Genomic DNA, 17019 nt, shown 5'->3' with positions numbered 1-17019 from the left:
TCAAATAAATTTCAGCGGAATGTCGCTGATCCTTTCTCCCAAATGGCTGCTAAGCCCGGTGCAGTCTGCCCCCGCGCCACAAAAGTTAAAAAATTCCAACCATAGTTAACCACTTCTTTACCACGTTTCGTGAATTCTCCGACAAGAGGTAACTGCTTCGTTCATCGGCGCATTTTCCTCCAAGGGGGCGAATACCGGCTCTGGAATTGCTGCATGTTGCAGCGACGGCATGCACAGGCAGGCAACGTCGCGACAACAACCGGGCATAGCGGGCGGAAGCGAAGCGAGCGAGAAGATGAACGGATTGCGATCGAATAACCAACAGCCAAGCGACAGGTCGTCTCTTGATGCTCTCAATCGCACCATTGAAGGTCTTGAAGCCCGTATCGAGGGGCTGATGAGCCAGAAGTTTCCGCGCGAGCCGCGCCCGAGCCCCGCGCCCGAGCCGAAAGGCGAGGCTTACGCCGCGCCGCGCGAGCCACGCGCCACGGTTACCCCGCCGCAACTTGACCCCGTCAACGAAATCCGCCAACGCCAGCGCCTTCTCGAGGCGAGCTTCCAGCGCCCGCAGGAACCCGTTGCGCGCCCGGAACGGACAATTACCCGCCCGCTTGCACCGGAATATCGGCCGAACGTTCAGAACACGGCGGCCTACCCCGCTCCGCGCGCACGTTCCATTCCGCCCTATCAGGAACCGCAGCGCAATGACGCCGCCCTGCAGGAAATCGCGCAGGCGCTCGTCAATCTTCGCCATGAGCTGAAGCACGATATTTCCGAGGGCGTGGCCCGCGAAGCGCAGGGCCTGCGCGCAGAAATCCGCAATATACGTGCGGTGGCGGAAGACCAGCAGTTCATCGGCGACCTGCGCGATGACATCGCAAGGCTTGCCGGCAGCATCGACCAGCTCGGCAACCTCGCATCTCCTGACGCCTACGGGCTGCGCAACGAGTTCGAAGACCTGCGCCTCACCATTGACCAGCTTGCGCGCGAAGACAGCGTGCACCGGATCGAAAGCCGCTGGAACAATGTGGAGGACACGTTGCGCGGCTTCGATACGAACTCATTGCAGGATGAGATTGTGGCGCTCGCCTATCGTCTTGATGACATCAAGACCCAGCTTGGCGGCATGAGCAACAATCCGGCCGTGCGCGTGCTCGAGGAAAAGCTGATTGCGATTGCCAGCGCCGTGGAGCAGCTCGGCAAGCATATGCAGCCCAATGAGGCCGCCTTTACCGAACAGTTTTCCGGTCTCGACCAGCGGCTGGACGAAATCAGCCGCGCCATTGCCGCGACCAATACCCGCTCCAACACGCAGGCGACAGATAATGCGCTGGCGCAGCGGCTGGAAACCCGCCTGAACGGCCTTGCCGAACAGCTCGGCGATATCAACCGCCTTGCCGCCGCAAAGCCCGAGCCGGCGATGGACCTGACTGCCCGCCTTGAAGCGCTGTCCGGCAAGATCGACGAACTCAGCACCGCCCGCGACGCCGCGCAGCTGCATGATCGGCTGGACCAGCTTTCGCTGCTTCTGGAGCGGTCGCAGCGCCCCTCGCAGCAGGCGGAACTGACATCCTTCCTCAGCGATATCTCCCGCAAGATCGATGCGCTGGATCATGGCGCCGTCAATGACGGTCTGGCAGAACGGCTCGATACGCTGTCGCGCCGCATTGAAGACCTGGATTATCGCTACAGCCAGCCGCAGCCGGCATCGGGCCTCAGCGAAAGCGCCTTTTCGCGCCTGGAAGAGCGGCTCGGCAATATCGCGGCGCGTCTCGACGAGACCGCCCATGCCGCCCCTGCCGATAGCGGCGCGCTCACGAGCCTCGAAAACCAGATCGCCCATCTTTCGACGCTGATCAGCCAGCCGGTGCAGATGCAGGCAGCAGGCATGTCGCCGGAACTCGATGCCCGCATGGCGGCGATCGAGGATTATATGGCGTCCAACGACGAGTATATCATCGAAGCTGCACGGCAGGCCGCCGAAGCGGTTCTGGACGCCTATACCCGCAACAATCTCTCGGCCGGCGCAAACCTTGCCGACATGACGATGCTGACCGATCTCGCAACCGATCTGCGCAGCCTCGAAGCCTTGAGCCGCAATACCGAAGAGCGCACGCACCGCACGTTTGAGGCGCTGCATGAAACGCTGGTGCAGATTGCCGGCCGTCTCGACAGCCTGGACAACGCTCCCGCCTACCGCGAAGAGGCCGCGCCCCGCAAGGTTGCGCAGCATATGGTCACGCCCGCCCGCGAAGACGTGGCGATGCCAGCCGCCATCTTCCCGGAAGAAGGTTATATCGCTGAAGAACAGGCCATTCTCGACGCCGACGAAAACGAAGCGGATGCGCTGGCCGTTGTGCCGCCTGCCGCTGCAAAACCCGCCAAGGCGGAAAAGAAGAGCCTGCTTGCCGGCCTGACGAAACGGTTCAAGACCAGCACCGCAAAGACCGTCAAAGCTGCTGAAGAGCCGGTCCCGGCCTCTTCTACCCGCACGCAGGTGGAACCCGCCCCGTCGCTCGACCCGATCGACGTGCTGCCGGCAGGCCAGGAGAACGAACTTCTGGAGCCGGGTTCGGGCGCACCTGACATCAAGAAGATACTGGAACGCGTACGCGCCAGCCAGGTGGCTGCCAGTGGCAAGGCCGTAGATGCCGAAGGACGCACGGATTTCATTGCCGCCGCCCGCCGCGCAGCACAGGCTGCGGCCATGGAAACATCGCCGGAAAAGCTCGAAACCGGCAAGAAGAGCCGCAAGGCCGACACGTCGGCGCTGTCGCGCTATCGTCGCCCGCTACTGCTTGGTATCGGCGCCATTCTTCTCGCCATGATGGCCATGCCACTCGTCAAGACGCTGATCGGCGGCGCGGAAGCCCCGGCACCTGTTATCGAGCAGAAGATGGACAATGCACCGGTCTCGGCACTTCCCGAAACCGGCGACAAGGCCGTGACCATTCCCTCCGATCTCGCCATCGATCCCGAGCAGGCGGCATCGGCCGACAGCATCGAGAATAATGCGCCGGCGCAGAACAGCATTGATGCCCGCACCATTGGCGGCGCACCGCTCGCAGACGAGCCGCCGGTTGCGGATGCGCCGGTCGTAGACCCGGCAACGCCAGACACGGTCGCAAAGAGCGAACCGCAGGCTCCGACGCAAACTGTCACCACCGTTGTTCCACCGCAGGACGCCATCGCGGTTCCCGCCGGCATCGAACCTGCATCTCTGGCCGAAGCGGCCGCCAAGGGCGAAACGCAGGCGCTGTTTGAGATCGCCGCACGCTACACCGAAGGTCGTGGCGTTGCCGCCGATCGTGCGGAAGCGGCGAAATGGTACAAGCTCGCGGCGGATCGTGGCCTGGCGCCTGCGCAATACCGTCTCGCCAATCTTTACGAGAAGGCGAACGGTGTGGAGCGCAACCTTTCCGAGGCCAAGCGCTATTACACACTGGCCGCTGAACAGGGCAATGCCGGCGCGATGCACAATCTCGCGGTCCTGCTCGCATCCGACGCCGCCGGCCAGCCGGATTTCACCGCTGCAGCGCAATGGTTCATCAAGGCTTCGGAACTTGGCGTGCGCGACAGCCAGTTCAACCTCGCCATTCTCTATGCCCGCGGCAGCGGCGTGAAGCAGGATATCGAGGAATCCTACAAGTGGTTCGCGATTGCCGCCAAGGATGGCGATGCGGACGCCGCCCAGAAGCGTGACGAAGTTGCCGGCGCCATGAACCCACAGCAGCTTCAGAGCGCCAAGGCCAAGGTGGACGCATGGAAGGTCAAACCGCTTTCGGAAGACACCAACAGCGTCAACCCGCCTGAAGAATGGGCTGGCAAGGAAGGTGTGAAGACCGCCTCCGTGGACATGGAAAAGGCGATCCGCAACATTCAGGCGATCCTGAACAAGAACGGCTTCGATGCCGGCCAGCCGGATGGCAAGCTCGGCAAGAACACTGTTACCGCCATCAAGGATTTCCAGAAATCCGTCGGTCAGTCCCCCGACGGGCGCATCACCAACGAACTGGTGACTGCGCTGCTTGCCCGCAACAAGTAATCCCTCCCGAACCGGTGAAGCGGCCGCCTTGGCCGCTTTCGCACCACTCGGCGCAGGAATGTGGCTGCCCATCGACACACAGCCGCTATCTTTCCAAATTATCAACGTATTTACCGTTGAATGTTGACAGGTCAGGCCCTCGCGGGCATGACGGATGAAGGCTGGGCATGCCCGGTCTTTTCAGACAGAAAGTGTAAATCGCGGCGCGGCCCCCTCACCCGGACAAGCCCTGCCGCCCGGAACCATTTGCCCGAGGTCCGAGCCGTGACTGTCTATCTGCCGATCGCAGAACTGTCGGTGAACATTTTCATCATTCTCGGCATGGGCGCGGCCGTCGGTTTTCTTTCCGGAATGTTCGGCGTGGGCGGTGGCTTTTTGATCACCCCGCTGTTGATTTTCTACAATATCCCGCCAGTGGTGGCCGTGGCGACGGGTGCCAACCAGGTGGTTGCCTCTTCGGTTTCCGGCTCGATCACGCATTTCCGGCGCGGCACGCTGGATATCAAGCTCGGCAGTGTACTGCTTGTCGGCGGCCTGGTCGGGGCGACGGTCGGCGTGTGGATATTCTCCTTCCTGCGCAGCATCGGCCAGCTCGATCTCATCGTTTCGCTGCTCTATGTCATCCTGCTAGGCACCGTTGGCGGGCTGATGCTGAAGGAGAGCATTTCGGCGCTGCGCCGCGCCGCCCGCAACGAAACCGTAACGTTGCGCCGGCCAGGCCATCACAACTGGGTGCACCGCCTGCCGCTAAAGATGCGGTTCAAGAAATCGAAGATCTATCTCAGCATCATTCCGATCGTCACCCTTGGTTTCGGAATCGGCATCCTCACCTCGATCATGGGTGTCGGCGGCGGTTTCATCATGGTGCCGGCGATGATCTATCTTCTGCGCATCCCGACCAATGTCGTCGTCGGCACATCGCTGTTCCAGATCATTTTCGTGACCGCCTATACGACCATCGTTCAGGCAGCAACCAACTATTCCGTCGATGTGGTGCTGGCCTTCATCCTGATGGTGGCGGGCGTCATCGGCGCGCAATATGGCGTGCGCGTTGGGCAGAAATTGCGCGGCGAACAGTTGCGCGCGCTTCTTGCCCTGCTTGTCCTCGCGGTTGCCCTTCGTCTTGCAGTCTCGCTGGTAGTGCGCCCGGAAGACCTGTTTTCGGTTGCCGTGGGAGGGCTGGGCTATTGACCTCTCGCCTGCTCATCGCCGCCCTTCTGCTCTTGCCGTGCCTTGCCTTTGGCAGCATGGCCTCCGCCCAGACACCGCCGCTTGCCCTGCCTCCCGGCACGCAGCAGCGGTCATTGCTGGAAAATATCGAAATCGGCGCATCAACGACGGAAATTCCCATCGCCTCCGATTTTCGCGGTGCGGATTTCACTCTCTTCGGCGCACTGAACAATACCGACCAGCTGCTGCTGGCGATCGGCCAATATGACATTGTCGTCACGCTCGAAGGGCCGACCGACTATATGACCGTGCGCAAGAAGGAGCGCGTGGCGGGCATCTGGATCAACACCAGTGCGATCACCTTCACACCGCTGCCGGAATCCTATTCCATGGCCAGCACGCGTGACATCACGGATATCGCCTCGCCCGGCACCTTGCGGGCGATGGGACTGGGCGTCGATCATCTGTCGCTCAAAAGCGCGGTGTTTTCCGGCGTACCGGACAATGTGTTCGATTTTCAGGAGGCATACCGGCGCCTGAAGCTTTCCAGCGGCATCTACCGCAATGACACGACCGGGGTGAGACTTGAGCGCACCGGCCTGTTCTGGGCGACGCTTCGCCTGCCCGCCAACGTGCCGAACGGTGTGCACACAGCGCGCGCCTATCTGTTCAAGAGTGGCAAATTCATCGCCCAGCGCGAGCTGAAACTGCGTGTCGTCAAGACGGGCATGGAACAGGCCATCACCGATGCGGCGCATCAGACGCCGCTTGCCTATGGCGCGCTCTGCGTTCTGCTGGCCGTCGTGACCGGCTGGGGCGCCAGTATCATCTTCCGCAAGGACTGACCGCTTTTTCATCGCGAAAAAGAGAGCGTTTGCCGCCCGCAGCGGCAAAGATAGCATTCGCTTCCTTTAACGGTTTGCGGTAAAATTCAAGACGTTACAACCACGCACCCAGATAGTGGCGGCCAGCGCGGTTGTGACCGGGATGAAAAGGAGAAATGTCATGTTCAAGCACATTCTCATTCCCACCGATGGCTCGCCGCTGGCGCAGATCGCAATCGACCAAGGGTTCGCTCTCGCCAGGGAGGCCGGCGCAAAGGTGACCGTCGTGACGGTATCGGAACCCTTTCACGTGATCGCGAGCGACGTCGAAGACATTGCCGCCATTGCCGAAGAGGAATTCCACCGATGCGAGGAGGCGGAGCATCTGCTGCGCTATACGCAGGCGCATGCCGCCGCCATGGGACTGGATTGCGAAGCGCTGCTGGCGCGAGCGGGACGGCCGGACGAGGCGATCATCGAAATCGCCGACCGGACCGGCTGCGACCTCATCGCCATGGCTTCGCACCGGCGCAGGAGCTTTATCGAGATGCTGCTCGGCAGCGTCACGGCAAAGGTGCTGAAGAATTCGAAGATACCGGTGCTGGTTTACCGGCAATAGAGCATTTCCGTCAAAAGCGCGTAGCGGTTTTACGTCCGGACGATGCATAAAAGCGAAGACATAACGGCGATGATACGCTCAGCCGAGCAGATTTGAGAACCGCACCGAATAGATGCGGTCCCGTCCCATCAGATGCGCGACGAGCGCCGCATGATCGAACAGGCCACGCATGGCCTTGTGGCGCAAATCCAGCCCGCCGCTCATCACCCCGAATGCCGGCATCAGCAGACGCGACCCATCCGTGGCGAAACAGGGCCGCCGCACCGTCTTCTCGCGGCGGCGAACCGTGGCGGAGGGATGCAGGTGCCCGGCGATTTCCCCGGTGGCATCGCGCAGCTTCGGTTCATGGCGGAAGGTGAGATTGCCGTAAAACATCTCGTCCACCGAAGAACCCGGCAGATCGACGGTACCGTCAGGATCGTGATTGCCGTTGATCCATATCCATTCGCGGCCACGCGCCATCTCGCGGATGAGTTCGCGCAGCATCAGCGGCAGGTGCTGCGAACCAACGCGATCGTGGAAATTGTCGCCGAGGCTGACGACGATCTTCGGATCATAGCGGCTGACAAGGGATGACAGGATCTTGAGCGTCGCAATGGTATCGTAGGGCGGCAGCATGCGACCGCGCCGGGCGAAGGCCGCGCCCTTTTCCAGATGCAGGTCGGAGACGACGAGCAGCGACAGGTCCGGCAGGTAAAGTCCGCCGAGCGGATCGCACCAGGCGGCGACGCCATTGATGGCGGTTTCGCTGCCAAGACATTCGAAGCCGTTCGAAAATCGGTCGCTCAGTGTCAGCCGGCTCAGCACTTTTACATTCGTTCCTTTATTTTCAAGACATCGCCTCGGCGATCAGCTCGTCGGCGGCTTCGGCCAGTACCTGATCCATCGCCTCACCCGCTACCGTCTCGCGGCCAATTTCCAGCATGACCGGAACGGCAAGCGGCGAAACATGTTCCAGCGCGCGGTGGGTGGTGTGGCCCTTGATTCGCTTCAGCATATCGCCAAGACGGCCAATGTCCAAAAGCCCCGCCGCCGCATCGCGCCGCGTCGCCTCCAGCAGAATATGATCCGGCTCATGGCTGCGAAGAACGTCATAAATAAGATCGGCGGAGACCGTGACCTGCCGACCGGTCTTTTCTTTGCCCGGATGGCGGCGCTCGATGAGGCCGGAAATCACGGCGCAGTTGCGGAAGGTGCGCTTCAGCATAAAGGATTCGTCCAGCCATGCCTCCAGATCGTCGCCCAGCATGTCCTCGTCCAATAGCTCGGCAAGCGACAGGCGGCGGGATTTCAGCCGCCTGCCGATATCCTCCATGGCCCAGATGGCGAGCGAATAATCGGTGGCGACGAAACCCATGGGTTTTGCTCCAGCCCGTTCCAGCCGCCGCGTCAGAAGCATGCCCAGCGTCTGGTGCGCCAGCCGCCCCTCGAAGGGATACATGACCATGAAGAAGCGCTTGCGGAAGGGGAAGGTCTCAACCAGCAACTCGTCGCGCTTCGGAATGATCGATTTTTCCTTCTGGATCGCCAGCCAGTCGCGCACCTGATCCGGCAGCGCGTGCCAGCGGGCGGGATCGGCGAGCATGGAGCGCACCTGATCCGCGAGGTAGGTGGAAAGCGGAAACTTGCCGCCGGCATAGGAGGGGATTTTTGGATCCATGGAGAAGGCCTGCGACACCAGGCATTCATTCTCCCTGATGCCTTCGAACCGCAGCACCTTGCCGGCGAAGAGGAACGTATCTCCCTGTACCAGCTGCTCGAGGAAATGTTCTTCCACCTTGCCAAGCGACATGCCGCCGCGGCCGACCGTGCCTTTGGCGTTACGCTTGACCATGCGGACATTGAGTTCGGCCGCCTCGACGATGGTGCCGAGGTTCAGGCGATATTGCTGCGCGACCGCCGGATTGGAGACACGCCAGCGGCCGTCCTTCATCTGGCGGATGCGGGCGTAGCGTTCATAGGTCCGCAGCGCATAACCACCGGTGGCGGTAAAATCCACCACCCGGTCGAAGGTGGCGCGCGGCAGGTCGGCATAGGGTGAAGCGCTTGTTACTTCACGATAGAGCTCGTCGGCATCGAAAGGTTCAGCGCAGGCCATGCCGAGCACATGCTGGGCGAGAACATCGAGCGCGCCTTCAGCAATCGGCGGCGTATCCTGCGCACCGATGTAATTGGCATCGAGCGCCGCCCGGCACTCCATCACCTCGAAACGGTTGGCGGGAACGAGGATCGCTTTTGACGGCTCGTCCATGCGGTGATTGGCACGGCCGATGCGCTGGGCAAGGCGGCTTGCGCCCTTCGGCGCGCCGACATGCACAACGAGATCGACATCGCCCCAGTCTATCCCGAGATCGAGCGTGGATGTGGCAACGACGGCGCGCAATTTGTTCTCCGCCATGGCCGCTTCCACCCTGCGGCGCTGGCCGGCATCCAGCGAGCCGTGATGCAGCGCGATGGGCAGATTGTCGTCATTGATGGTCCAGAGTTCCTGGAAAATCCTCTCCGCCTGCGAGCGGGTGTTGACGAAGATCAGCGTTGTCTGGTGCTCTTTCAGCGCCGGATACAAATCCTTCATGGCATAGCTTGCCGAATGGCCCGACCATGGGATGCGTTCTTCCGTCTGCAGAATGGCGATATCCGGTTTTGCGCCGCCTTCGACCATGATGAGACCGGCCGGCGGTTCGCTTTGTCCCTGCGGTGCGAGGTAACGGCGCAGATCCATTGGCTCCGCCACGGTGGCGGAAAGACCGATGAAGCGCACATCTGGCGCATGTCGGCGCACCCGGGCGAGTGCCAGCGACAGCAAATGACCGCGCTTGGAGGTGACGAGCGAATGCAGCTCGTCCAGCACCACATATTTCAGGTCACGGAAAAACCGTTCAGCCTCCTTGTTGGCAAGCAGCAGCGACACCTGCTCGGGCGTGGTCAGCAGAATATCGGGCGGTTTGACCTTCTGGCGCTGGCGTTTGGCCTGCGGCGTGTCACCCGTGCGCGTTTCGATGGAAATCGGCAGGCCCATTTCGAAGACGGGCTTCGTGAGGTTGCGCTCGATATCCACGGCAAGCGCCTTCAGCGGCGAAATATAAAGCGTGTGTACACCGACGAAACCGGCGCCCGCCGGCACCTTGCCACGTTCCGCCAGATCCGTGAGCGAGGCCATGAAGCCGCCAAGCGTCTTGCCGGCACCTGTCGGCGCGATCAGCAGCATGTTTTCACCACCCCGCGCCCGCGCCATCAGCTCCAATTGATGCGCGCGCGGAGACCACCCTTTTTCTGCAAACCATTTCTGGAATGGAAGGGGCAAGGTGCCGACATGCGTGCCGGAAGTGGGAGACTCGGTGTGTTTCACACCTTCAAGGTAGTGAAAAAGCAGCAAAAAAGAAGGGCGGAACATAGCCGCTTGACAGGAAACCATAATCATGGATAAATAATATCCACGATATTGAGGCAACGGGACACGGGAAAGACCGATGAAGCTTGGGGACGGCGTGGAACAAGCCATTCATAGCGTGGGCATGCTGGCGGGCCTTTCCGAAGGCGGCGTGCTGTCCGCAGCGGCGCTGGCGGAATTCCACGGCGTTTCCACGAGCTACCTCCTGAAGCACCTGCAATCACTGTCGAGCGCGGGAATTGTCGCCACCGTGCCGGGGCCGAAGGGCGGTTATCGTCTGGCCCGGGCAACCGACAAGATCACGCTGCTCGATATCGTGCTGGCGGTCGAGGGGCCGCAGCCAGCCTTCCGCTGCGCCGAACTCCGCCAGCGCGGGCCGAACCCCTTGCCGGGACGATATTTTACCAAGCCTTGCGGCATCAATGCCGCGATGCTGAAAGCGGAGAAGGTCTACCGGGCGGAACTTGCCAAGACTAGCATCGCCGACATTCTGGGTGATCTTGCCGCCAATGACGATGGCGGGATTGCCGCGCGCGGCTGCGCCTTTCTGGAGTTGAACGAGCGCAAGACGATGACGCGCTGAAACCCGAAAAGACAGAACCACCGACAAACCTGCCAAGCCAATACCGGTGAGCCTGACAGCTTTCCGGACCGATATTGCATACCCTCAAATAGACGCCAACCACTGGAGAAACCGATGAAAACCCGCATCAACTATGCCAAAGCATCCCCCGAAGCTTTCAAGGCCGTGATGGCATTGGAAAACTACGTCCAGAGCAGCGGCCTTGAGCGCCGCTTCGTTCACCTCATCAAGCTGCGTGCCTCGATCATCAACGGCTGCGCCTTCTGTGTGGACATGCATGTCAAGGAAAGCCGCCATGACGGTCTTGCCGAACAATGGATCAACCTGATGAGCGTCTGGCGGGAATCCACCGTTTATACCGAACAGGAGCGGGCACTGCTCGGCTGGGTGGATGCGGTGACCAAGATTGCCGAAACCGGCGCGCCGGATGATGCCTTCGAAACCCTCAAGGCGCATTTCTCGGACGAAGATATCGTAAAGATTACGGTTGCCATCGGCGCCATCAATACATGGAACCGCATCGCAGTGGGCTTCCGCTCGCAGCACCCGGTGGATGCGGCTGCGAAAGCAGCCTGACCCTTCGATCTAAAAAGAACGACCGCTACATGGCGATGTAGCGGTCGTTTCTGTGATTGACGGCAAGGGTAAGGTTCATGACCAGCGCGCCGAGGATGGAACAGAGGATGACGAAAGGCGTCGCGACGAAGAAGGAGCAGGCCAGCACCATGCCATCAAAGGCGAGCTGCACGAGGCCGGCACGCCAGCCGAAACGATCCTGCAGATAAAGTGCCAATATGCCGAAACCGCCGAGGCTGGTGCGGTGGCGAAACAGAGCCAGCATGCCGGCGGCAACCGTCAATCCGCCGAAGAGTGCAGCTGCAATCGGATTGATGCTCTCAAAAGCGAAAAAGCCCGGCATGTATTCGGACAGCAGCGCCGTCATCGCGATGGCGCAGAAGGTCTTGATGGTAAAGGCGAGGCCGAGGCGGCGAAAGGCGAGATAATAAAACGGCAGATTGGCGAGAAAAAACAGCGCGCCGAAGCTGAAGCCGCTGGCGTAATGCGCCAGAAATGCGAGACCCACCACACCGCCGGTGAGGAGACCCGCAGCGGAAAACAGCGTGACGCCGAGTGAAATCAGCATGCTGCCCGCTAGGATGGCCTGCGCATCTTCCAGCAGCGAATGGCGATCGGGCGCCGACGTCCAAAGGTTCAATCGCCTGCGCGCGCTGGTATCGTCCATGCATTTTCCCCTGACTTGCCAGATATGGCCAGATCTGGCCCCACCTTGCCCAGCTATTGCGCCGAAGCCCGACGAATTTCAAGCGTTCTGCTTAACGCACGACGATGTATCTGTCCGAGCGGTGGTTGATGGCGAGGAATATGTTGAGAACGAAAGCACCGACGATCGAATAGACCACGGTGGCCGAATCGATGACGAGGAAAGCGCAGAGCATGACAAAGGCGTCGAATGCCAGCTGGATAAGGCCGGCGCGGATGCCGAAGCGGTCCTGAATATAGATGGCGAGAATGCCGATGCCGCCGAGGCTGGCGCGATGGCGATAAAGCGCCAGTAGCCCATAGCCCAGAAGCAGACCGCCAAGCAGCGCCGCCCAGAGCGGATTGATGCTGTCGATGACCATCCAGCGCGCCTCCACCTCCGTCAGCACAGAAACAAGGCCGATGGCGATGAAAGTCTTGAACGAAAAAGCGAGACCGAGACGGCGGAAGGACAGGTAATAAAAGGGCAGATTGACGAGGAAGAACAGTAGGCCAAAACTGACGCCGAAGGCATAATGAATGAGAAAGGCGACGCCAGCGGTGCCGCCGGTCAGAAGGCCGACCTTGTTCAAAAGATAAAAGCCGAGCGCCGAGATGATGGCACCGGTGACGATGCCCTGCACGTCTTCCACCGGCGCATGTCTGGCCGGATCGGAACTCCACATGCTGTAAACGCTTCTCGTTCTGCTCACGCTTTTCCCTCAGGTTTCCGGCATATTTTGCACTGCAAAAAACCCCGGATCAAGGTGGATATGTAAGCAAGGCTGACCTATCGTGAAAAAGGCAACAAACGGAATGTTCAGGCTCTGGCGCGGGCAAGAAAGAGAATGCCGGAAAGGGGTTTTCCGGCATCCTTGCGAATGGTGGTTTTGCGGATTTCGATGAGGGAAAAGCCCGCCCGCTCCAGAAGGTCGGTCACGTAGCTTTTGGAATGGGCGTAACGAAGGGATTCCCGTAGGATGAACCCTTCTTCATCTCCCGCATCCTCCACCGAGAAGGCGAAAAAGCCCGATGGCTTGAGCAGGGCGGAAACGAGCGGCATGACGGTTTCGAGGCTGCCAAGATACATCATGACGTCGGCGGCGGCGACGAGATCGGCGCGGTGGCGCGCAAGTGCCGGGGTGAACAGTCCGGAGGTCTCTTCATCCAATGAAAGATCGGCCTGGTCGAGATGATCGTAGAGATCCTTTTCCTCGGCCTTGGCCAGCATGTTCTGCGAAATATCGAACCCCTCCAGCCGTTTTGCGAGGGAGCGGATTTCGACGCCGAGAAGACCGGTACCGCAGCCGATATCGACAATGGTGTCGAAGACGCCGCCTTTCGCCGCCTTGCCGATCAGTTCCGCCAGTTTTTGCGGCACGCTGTAGTCCAGCTTCTCAACCAGCGAGGTTTCGAAGCGGTCGGCATAATCGTCAAACAGCCCTTCCACGTAACGGCTCGGCGGCTGCTCGGGTGTTTCCGCGGCGCCGAGAACCGCAAGTTTCAGTTCGGCTGCAAACAGCCCTTCCCTATCCAGCTCGGCGACTTTCTCGTAAGCCGCCACCGCTTTTGCGGTGTCGCCCGCCTTTTCGTGATATTCCCCGAAGCGAAACCATCCCGCCGTCCACCGTGGCGCCAGTTCAAGCGCCTGTTCCATAAGTTCGGCGGCGGCGGGATAATCACCGCCTTCCGCCAACATGCGGGCATAGTCGGCCCGGCGGTCGGCAATGACGTCACCGGAAGAAAACTGGTTTGGGGCCATCAATGATTCCTGAGAAGATGCCGGCTGTCATTTATCAAGCCATAAAAAAACTCAAGTCCTATTTCATGGCACCCGCGTGGAATTGACTGATATGGCGCGATATAATGCGCGAAAACTTGCATCGAAGCGGTCCGTTTCATATGTCAGGACAAAACAGGAGACTTGCTGATGGCCGGTGAGGTCAACAAAATGCTGGGTGATACGGTGGCCCGCACCGTGGTGAAGCTGCTGGTGGTTTCGCTGCTCGTCGGTTTTCTGATGGCGATCTTCGGATTGACGCCGTGGAACATCATCTATAGCGCGCGCGATTTCGTCGTCGACCTGTGGCGCAGCGGTTTCCATGCGCTGGGCGCAATCGGCGACTATCTGATCCTCGGGGCCACGATCGTCATTCCCGTTTTCATCATCCTGCGCCTGCTGAGCTATCGCCGCTGACATGACCAATACATCATCACTTCAGACGCTTTCCCGGCGCGGCTTCGTGCTGATTTCCGCCGGCTCCGTTCTTTCCGCCTGCGTTTCCATGCCCACCAACAAGGGAATGCCATCAGGCACCCGCGATGAGACGGCGGCGGCGCTGCCGATGGTCAATGACCTGCGCCGCTCTAAGGGGCTTTCGCCGCTTTCCATCAACGGCGCGGCAAGCGGTGCTGCCGCCTATCAGGCCGGCCGCATGGTCAAGGCGCAGAAGATGGCGCATCTGATTGGCCTCACCGACAGTTTCCTTATCCGCATGAAGGACGGCAAGGTGCCGCTTCCGGCAGCGGAAAACGTGGCCGCCGGACAGGACAGCGTCGAGCGGGTGGTCAAGGCCTGGATCGGCTCGCAGCACCATCTTGAAAACATGCTTGGGCCTTATAATGGCCTTGGCGTCGCGGTTGCCTATGATGCCGCCAGCCGCAACCGGCCCTATTGGGCGATGGTGCTCTGCGCCTGATCAGATGACGGAAGCGGGGTTCACGGGCAAGCCAAGTCGCCGCGCCCCTACCCCGCTCCGGAATCAGCCGAGCTTGCGGTCGGCCCAGCGGTCTACGGTGCTGTCGCGCAGGTCACGAATGGACTGCACACCCTCACGGGCGACCAGCTTCGACAGGCCTTTGACGATGGTGGATGGCAGGCCCGGGCCTTCATAGACCATGCAGGAATAGAGCTGCACCAGATCGGCCCCTGCCCTCACCTTTTCCAGCGCGGTTTCCGCAGATGAGACGCCGCCGACACCGATGATCGGCAGATTGTCGCCGACGCGACGGCGCATCTTGGCGAGAACCGTGGTCGAGAGCTCGAACAACGGTTTGCCGGACAAGCCGCCGGTCTCGCCTTTGTGCGGACCGGGCCGCAGGCCTTCGCGGGAGAGCGTGGTATTGGAGACGATCAAGCCATCGAGATCATGGGCGAGTGCTTCTTCGGCGACGTCATCCATTCCCTCTTCGGTCAGATCGGGCGCGATCTTGAGAAAGACCGGGATGCGTTTACCAAAGCGCTCAGCCTGCGCCTTGCGACGTTCCAGCACCGCAACGAGAAGTGCGGCAAGGCTTTCGCGCGCCTGCAGGTCGCGCAGGCCGGGCGTGTTGGGCGAGGAAATATTGACAGTGAAATAGGATGCGACCGAATAAAACGCCTCGATGCCCTGCACGTAATCGGCAATACGGTCTTCGCTATCCTTGTTGGCGCCGATATTGACGCCGACGATGCCCCGCAGGCTCGCCTGCTTCAGGCGCTCCAGCGCTGCGGCATGGCCTTCATTGTTGAAACCGAGGCGATTGATGACGCCTTCATCCTCAACCAGACGGAAGATGCGGGGTTTCGGATTGCCGGATTGCGCTTTTGGCGTGACGGTACCGATTTCCGTGAAGCCGAAACCGAGCCGCAGAAGCGGTCCCGGCACTTCGGCGTTCTTGTCATAACCTGCCGCCATGCCGAGCGGATTGGGAAAGACGAGACCGGCAACGGTCTGTTGCAGGCGCGGATCATGCGGCACCATGCACGTGGGCAGAAAGCCGCTTTTCAGCGCGGCGATGGACAGTCCATGCGCCTTTTCCGGATCGACCAGAAACAGGCCCTTGCGGCCGACAGAGGAAAATAATCCGCTCATCATAAAATCTCCGGAAACTGGTGCTGGCCATCATGATCGAGTGAGAGCGGCGTTTCCCAAAGCACGGCGCTCAAGGGAAGCGGGGCATAGAGGTGAGGGAAAAGATCGCCGCCTCTGGAGGGCTCATAGACCAGCCTGTCGCCCAGCGCTGCGCCGTCGACTGCGATCAGAAGCAGATCGACCTGGCCGGAAAAATGCCGCGCGGCGGTCTCGGCCACCTGTTTCGCCGTCGAAAAATGAATAAAGCCGTCGGTCAGGTCGATAGCCGCACCTTCGAACACGCCTTTTGCCCTGGCTGCACTCCACAACGTCTCCGGCACGATTTTATAGATGATCGCGGGCGTTTCCTGCATAGGGCTCTCCAAGGCTTTCCACTCAGCGGGATTTGCCGCAAAGCTCGAAGATTGTCCACAGTTTCCACGGCATTTTTATTGCGGAGGGCTTCAAAGGCCACCTCCCCACAAGCTTTTTCTTGTAATGCGCAAGCGATTGGCGCAACCTTGAGCGGAGGAGCCGGGCGCGTTTCGACCGCCGGCAAGGGAGTGCACCAGTACCCGCGAAAGAACCGCATAACGCCCTTGGGAGGGGGCCAGAATGTCGGAACTTGTCATTATTATTGCAGATGATCACCCGCTTTTTCGCGGTGCCCTCAAACAGGCCGTATCCGGTCTTGATGGGCAGCAGACCATTGTGGAAGCGGGAGATTTCGAAGCCGCCCGAAGTGCGGCAACGGCGCGCCACGACGCCGATCTGATGCTTCTCGATCTCGCCATGCCGGGGGTTAGCGGATTTTCCGGCCTGATGGCGCTCAGGGCGGAATTTTCCAGCCTGCCGATCGTCATCGTTTCGGCAACGGACGACGCAACCACCATCCGTCGATCCATCGAGCTCGGCGCTTCCGGTTTCATTTCCAAATCTTCCGGTATCGATGATATCCGCGATGGCATCCGCGCGGTGCTGGAAGGCGATGTCTGGATACCGGCGGGTCATCAAGGTGAAAAGGAACAGGATTCGGACGTCGCCGATCTCATCGCCCGGCTCAGAACGCTGACGCCGCAGCAGAGCCGGGTTCTCGGCATGCTGGCTGAAGGGTTACTGAACAAGCAGATCGCCTATGAGCTGAATGTTTCGGAAGCCACCATCAAGGCGCATGTCTCGGCGATCCTCCTGAAGCTCAAGGTCGACAGCCGCACGCAGGCCGTCATCCAGCTCGCCAAGATAAATACATCGGCCATGGTGGCGTGAACCAAGGATTTTATTCCTTTCCTTTCTT

16 protein-coding genes are annotated in these 17019 nt (G+C 60.4%); 9 read left to right on the top strand and 7 right to left on the bottom strand.

The window, feature by feature from the left end:
* Window positions 1–295 precede the first annotated feature (295 nt).
* The 4 genes from podJ to EXN68_RS12430 all read left to right on the top strand — a co-directional run bounded on the left by podJ (window position 296) and on the right by EXN68_RS12430 (window position 6658).
* Window positions 296–4045, top strand: a complete 3750-nt coding sequence (gene podJ / locus EXN68_RS12445) for a cell division protein PodJ (protein WP_142841062.1) — start codon at window positions 296–298, stop codon at window positions 4043–4045.
* 264 nt (window positions 4046–4309) lie between these two features.
* Window positions 4310–5236 carry a sulfite exporter TauE/SafE family protein gene (locus tag EXN68_RS12440; protein ID WP_046800536.1) on the top strand — a complete coding sequence of 309 codons (927 nt, stop codon included), beginning with the start codon at window positions 4310–4312 and terminating at the stop codon, window positions 5234–5236.
* The gene (locus EXN68_RS12435) at window positions 5233–6060 is read left to right on the top strand and encodes a TIGR02186 family protein (protein ID WP_142841060.1); all 828 of its coding nucleotides are present in this window, start codon (window positions 5233–5235) and stop codon (window positions 6058–6060) included. Before EXN68_RS12440 ends, EXN68_RS12435 begins: the two co-directional genes overlap by 4 nt.
* A 160-nt stretch (window positions 6061–6220) precedes the next feature.
* A complete protein-coding gene (locus tag EXN68_RS12430) occupies window positions 6221–6658 on the top strand; it encodes a universal stress protein (RefSeq protein WP_142841058.1) in 438 nt (145 codons plus the stop codon).
* A 78-nt stretch (window positions 6659–6736) separates the two neighbouring features.
* On the opposite strand, the gene pdeM is transcribed toward EXN68_RS12430, so the two are convergent.
* Together pdeM and EXN68_RS12420 are read right to left on the bottom strand one after the other, a co-directional pair.
* On the bottom strand, window positions 6737–7465 hold the full coding sequence (pdeM, locus tag EXN68_RS12425) for a ligase-associated DNA damage response endonuclease PdeM (RefSeq protein ID WP_142841056.1): 729 nt from the start codon (window positions 7463–7465) through the stop codon (window positions 6737–6739).
* Window positions 7466–7487: 22 nt separating this feature from the next.
* A complete protein-coding gene (locus tag EXN68_RS12420; RefSeq protein WP_237681398.1) occupies window positions 7488–10079 on the bottom strand; it encodes a ligase-associated DNA damage response DEXH box helicase in 2592 nt (863 codons plus the stop codon).
* A 49-nt stretch (window positions 10080–10128) separates the two neighbouring features.
* On the opposite strand from EXN68_RS12420, the gene EXN68_RS12415 reads away from it, so the two are divergent.
* Window positions 10129–10632: an RrF2 family transcriptional regulator gene (locus tag EXN68_RS12415; protein WP_142841053.1), complete on the top strand. Its 504-nt coding sequence runs from the start codon at window positions 10129–10131 to the stop codon at window positions 10630–10632.
* 114 nt (window positions 10633–10746) lie between these two features.
* Window positions 10747–11208, top strand: coding sequence for a carboxymuconolactone decarboxylase family protein (locus EXN68_RS12410; protein WP_142841052.1), 462 nt, complete (start codon window positions 10747–10749; stop codon window positions 11206–11208).
* Between the two features lie 25 nt (window positions 11209–11233).
* On the opposite strand, the gene EXN68_RS12405 is transcribed toward EXN68_RS12410, so the two are convergent.
* From EXN68_RS12405 to EXN68_RS12395, 3 genes are all read right to left on the bottom strand, one after another.
* A complete protein-coding gene (locus tag EXN68_RS12405; RefSeq protein ID WP_046800530.1) occupies window positions 11234–11875 on the bottom strand; it encodes a YitT family protein in 642 nt (213 codons plus the stop codon).
* 91 nt (window positions 11876–11966) lie between these two features.
* The gene (locus tag EXN68_RS12400) at window positions 11967–12605 is read right to left on the bottom strand and encodes a YitT family protein (protein ID WP_404944521.1); all 639 of its coding nucleotides are present in this window, start codon (window positions 12603–12605) and stop codon (window positions 11967–11969) included.
* Window positions 12606–12712: 107 nt separating this feature from the next.
* Window positions 12713–13654: a class I SAM-dependent methyltransferase gene (locus EXN68_RS12395; protein WP_161991314.1), complete on the bottom strand. Its 942-nt coding sequence runs from the start codon at window positions 13652–13654 to the stop codon at window positions 12713–12715.
* A 168-nt stretch (window positions 13655–13822) separates the two neighbouring features.
* Here EXN68_RS12395 and EXN68_RS12390 point away from each other — a divergent pair, with 168 nt between their 5' ends.
* Together EXN68_RS12390 and EXN68_RS12385 are read left to right on the top strand one after the other, a co-directional pair.
* On the top strand, window positions 13823–14089 hold the full coding sequence (locus EXN68_RS12390; protein ID WP_046800527.1) for a DUF6460 domain-containing protein: 267 nt from the start codon (window positions 13823–13825) through the stop codon (window positions 14087–14089).
* Between the two features lies 1 nt (window position 14090).
* Window positions 14091–14591 (top strand): CAP domain-containing protein, encoded by a 501-nt coding sequence (locus EXN68_RS12385; protein WP_142841051.1) that lies wholly within the window; start codon window positions 14091–14093, stop codon window positions 14589–14591.
* Window positions 14592–14654: 63 nt separating this feature from the next.
* Here EXN68_RS12385 and EXN68_RS12380 read toward each other — a convergent pair whose 3' ends face one another.
* Window positions 14655–15746: a quinone-dependent dihydroorotate dehydrogenase gene (locus EXN68_RS12380; RefSeq protein WP_142841050.1), complete on the bottom strand. Its 1092-nt coding sequence runs from the start codon at window positions 15744–15746 to the stop codon at window positions 14655–14657.
* Window positions 15746–16099 carry a DUF952 domain-containing protein gene (locus EXN68_RS12375; protein WP_142841049.1) on the bottom strand — a complete coding sequence of 118 codons (354 nt, stop codon included), beginning with the start codon at window positions 16097–16099 and terminating at the stop codon, window positions 15746–15748. Before EXN68_RS12375 ends, EXN68_RS12380 begins: the two co-directional genes overlap by 1 nt.
* 241 nt (window positions 16100–16340) lie before the next feature.
* Here EXN68_RS12375 and EXN68_RS12370 point away from each other — a divergent pair, with 241 nt between their 5' ends.
* Window positions 16341–16991 (top strand): response regulator, encoded by a 651-nt coding sequence (locus EXN68_RS12370; RefSeq protein ID WP_142841048.1) that lies wholly within the window; start codon window positions 16341–16343, stop codon window positions 16989–16991.
* Window positions 16992–17019: the final 28 nt, after the last annotated feature.

Origin of the sequence: Martinezella rhizogenes, assembly GCF_007002745.1 — a bacterium.
Lineage (GTDB): Bacteria > Pseudomonadota > Alphaproteobacteria > Rhizobiales > Rhizobiaceae > Agrobacterium > Agrobacterium cucumeris.
This window is presented reverse-complemented; position numbering and strand designations above follow the sequence as displayed.

What these genes read in the sequence shown, in the direction of transcription:
- podJ (WP_142841062.1), top strand. Translation starts at nt 296, where the DNA reads ATGAACGGATTGCGATCGAATAACCAACAGCCAAGCGACAGGTCGTCT.
- EXN68_RS12430 (WP_142841058.1), top strand. Translation starts at nt 6,221, where the DNA reads ATGTTCAAGCACATTCTCATTCCCACCGATGGCTCGCCGCTGGCGCAG.
- EXN68_RS12420 (WP_237681398.1), bottom strand. Translation starts at nt 10,079, where the DNA reads ATGATTATGGTTTCCTGTCAAGCGGCTATGTTCCGCCCTTCTTTTTTG.
- EXN68_RS12415 (WP_142841053.1), top strand. Translation starts at nt 10,129, where the DNA reads ATGAAGCTTGGGGACGGCGTGGAACAAGCCATTCATAGCGTGGGCATG.
- EXN68_RS12410 (WP_142841052.1), top strand. Translation starts at nt 10,747, where the DNA reads ATGAAAACCCGCATCAACTATGCCAAAGCATCCCCCGAAGCTTTCAAG.
- EXN68_RS12405 (WP_046800530.1), bottom strand. Translation starts at nt 11,875, where the DNA reads ATGGACGATACCAGCGCGCGCAGGCGATTGAACCTTTGGACGTCGGCG.
- EXN68_RS12395 (WP_161991314.1), bottom strand. Translation starts at nt 13,654, where the DNA reads ATGGCCCCAAACCAGTTTTCTTCCGGTGACGTCATTGCCGACCGCCGG.
- EXN68_RS12390 (WP_046800527.1), top strand. Translation starts at nt 13,823, where the DNA reads ATGGCCGGTGAGGTCAACAAAATGCTGGGTGATACGGTGGCCCGCACC.
- EXN68_RS12385 (WP_142841051.1), top strand. Translation starts at nt 14,091, where the DNA reads ATGACCAATACATCATCACTTCAGACGCTTTCCCGGCGCGGCTTCGTG.
- EXN68_RS12380 (WP_142841050.1), bottom strand. Translation starts at nt 15,746, where the DNA reads ATGAGCGGATTATTTTCCTCTGTCGGCCGCAAGGGCCTGTTTCTGGTC.
- EXN68_RS12375 (WP_142841049.1), bottom strand. Translation starts at nt 16,099, where the DNA reads ATGCAGGAAACGCCCGCGATCATCTATAAAATCGTGCCGGAGACGTTG.
- EXN68_RS12370 (WP_142841048.1), top strand. Translation starts at nt 16,341, where the DNA reads ATGTCGGAACTTGTCATTATTATTGCAGATGATCACCCGCTTTTTCGC.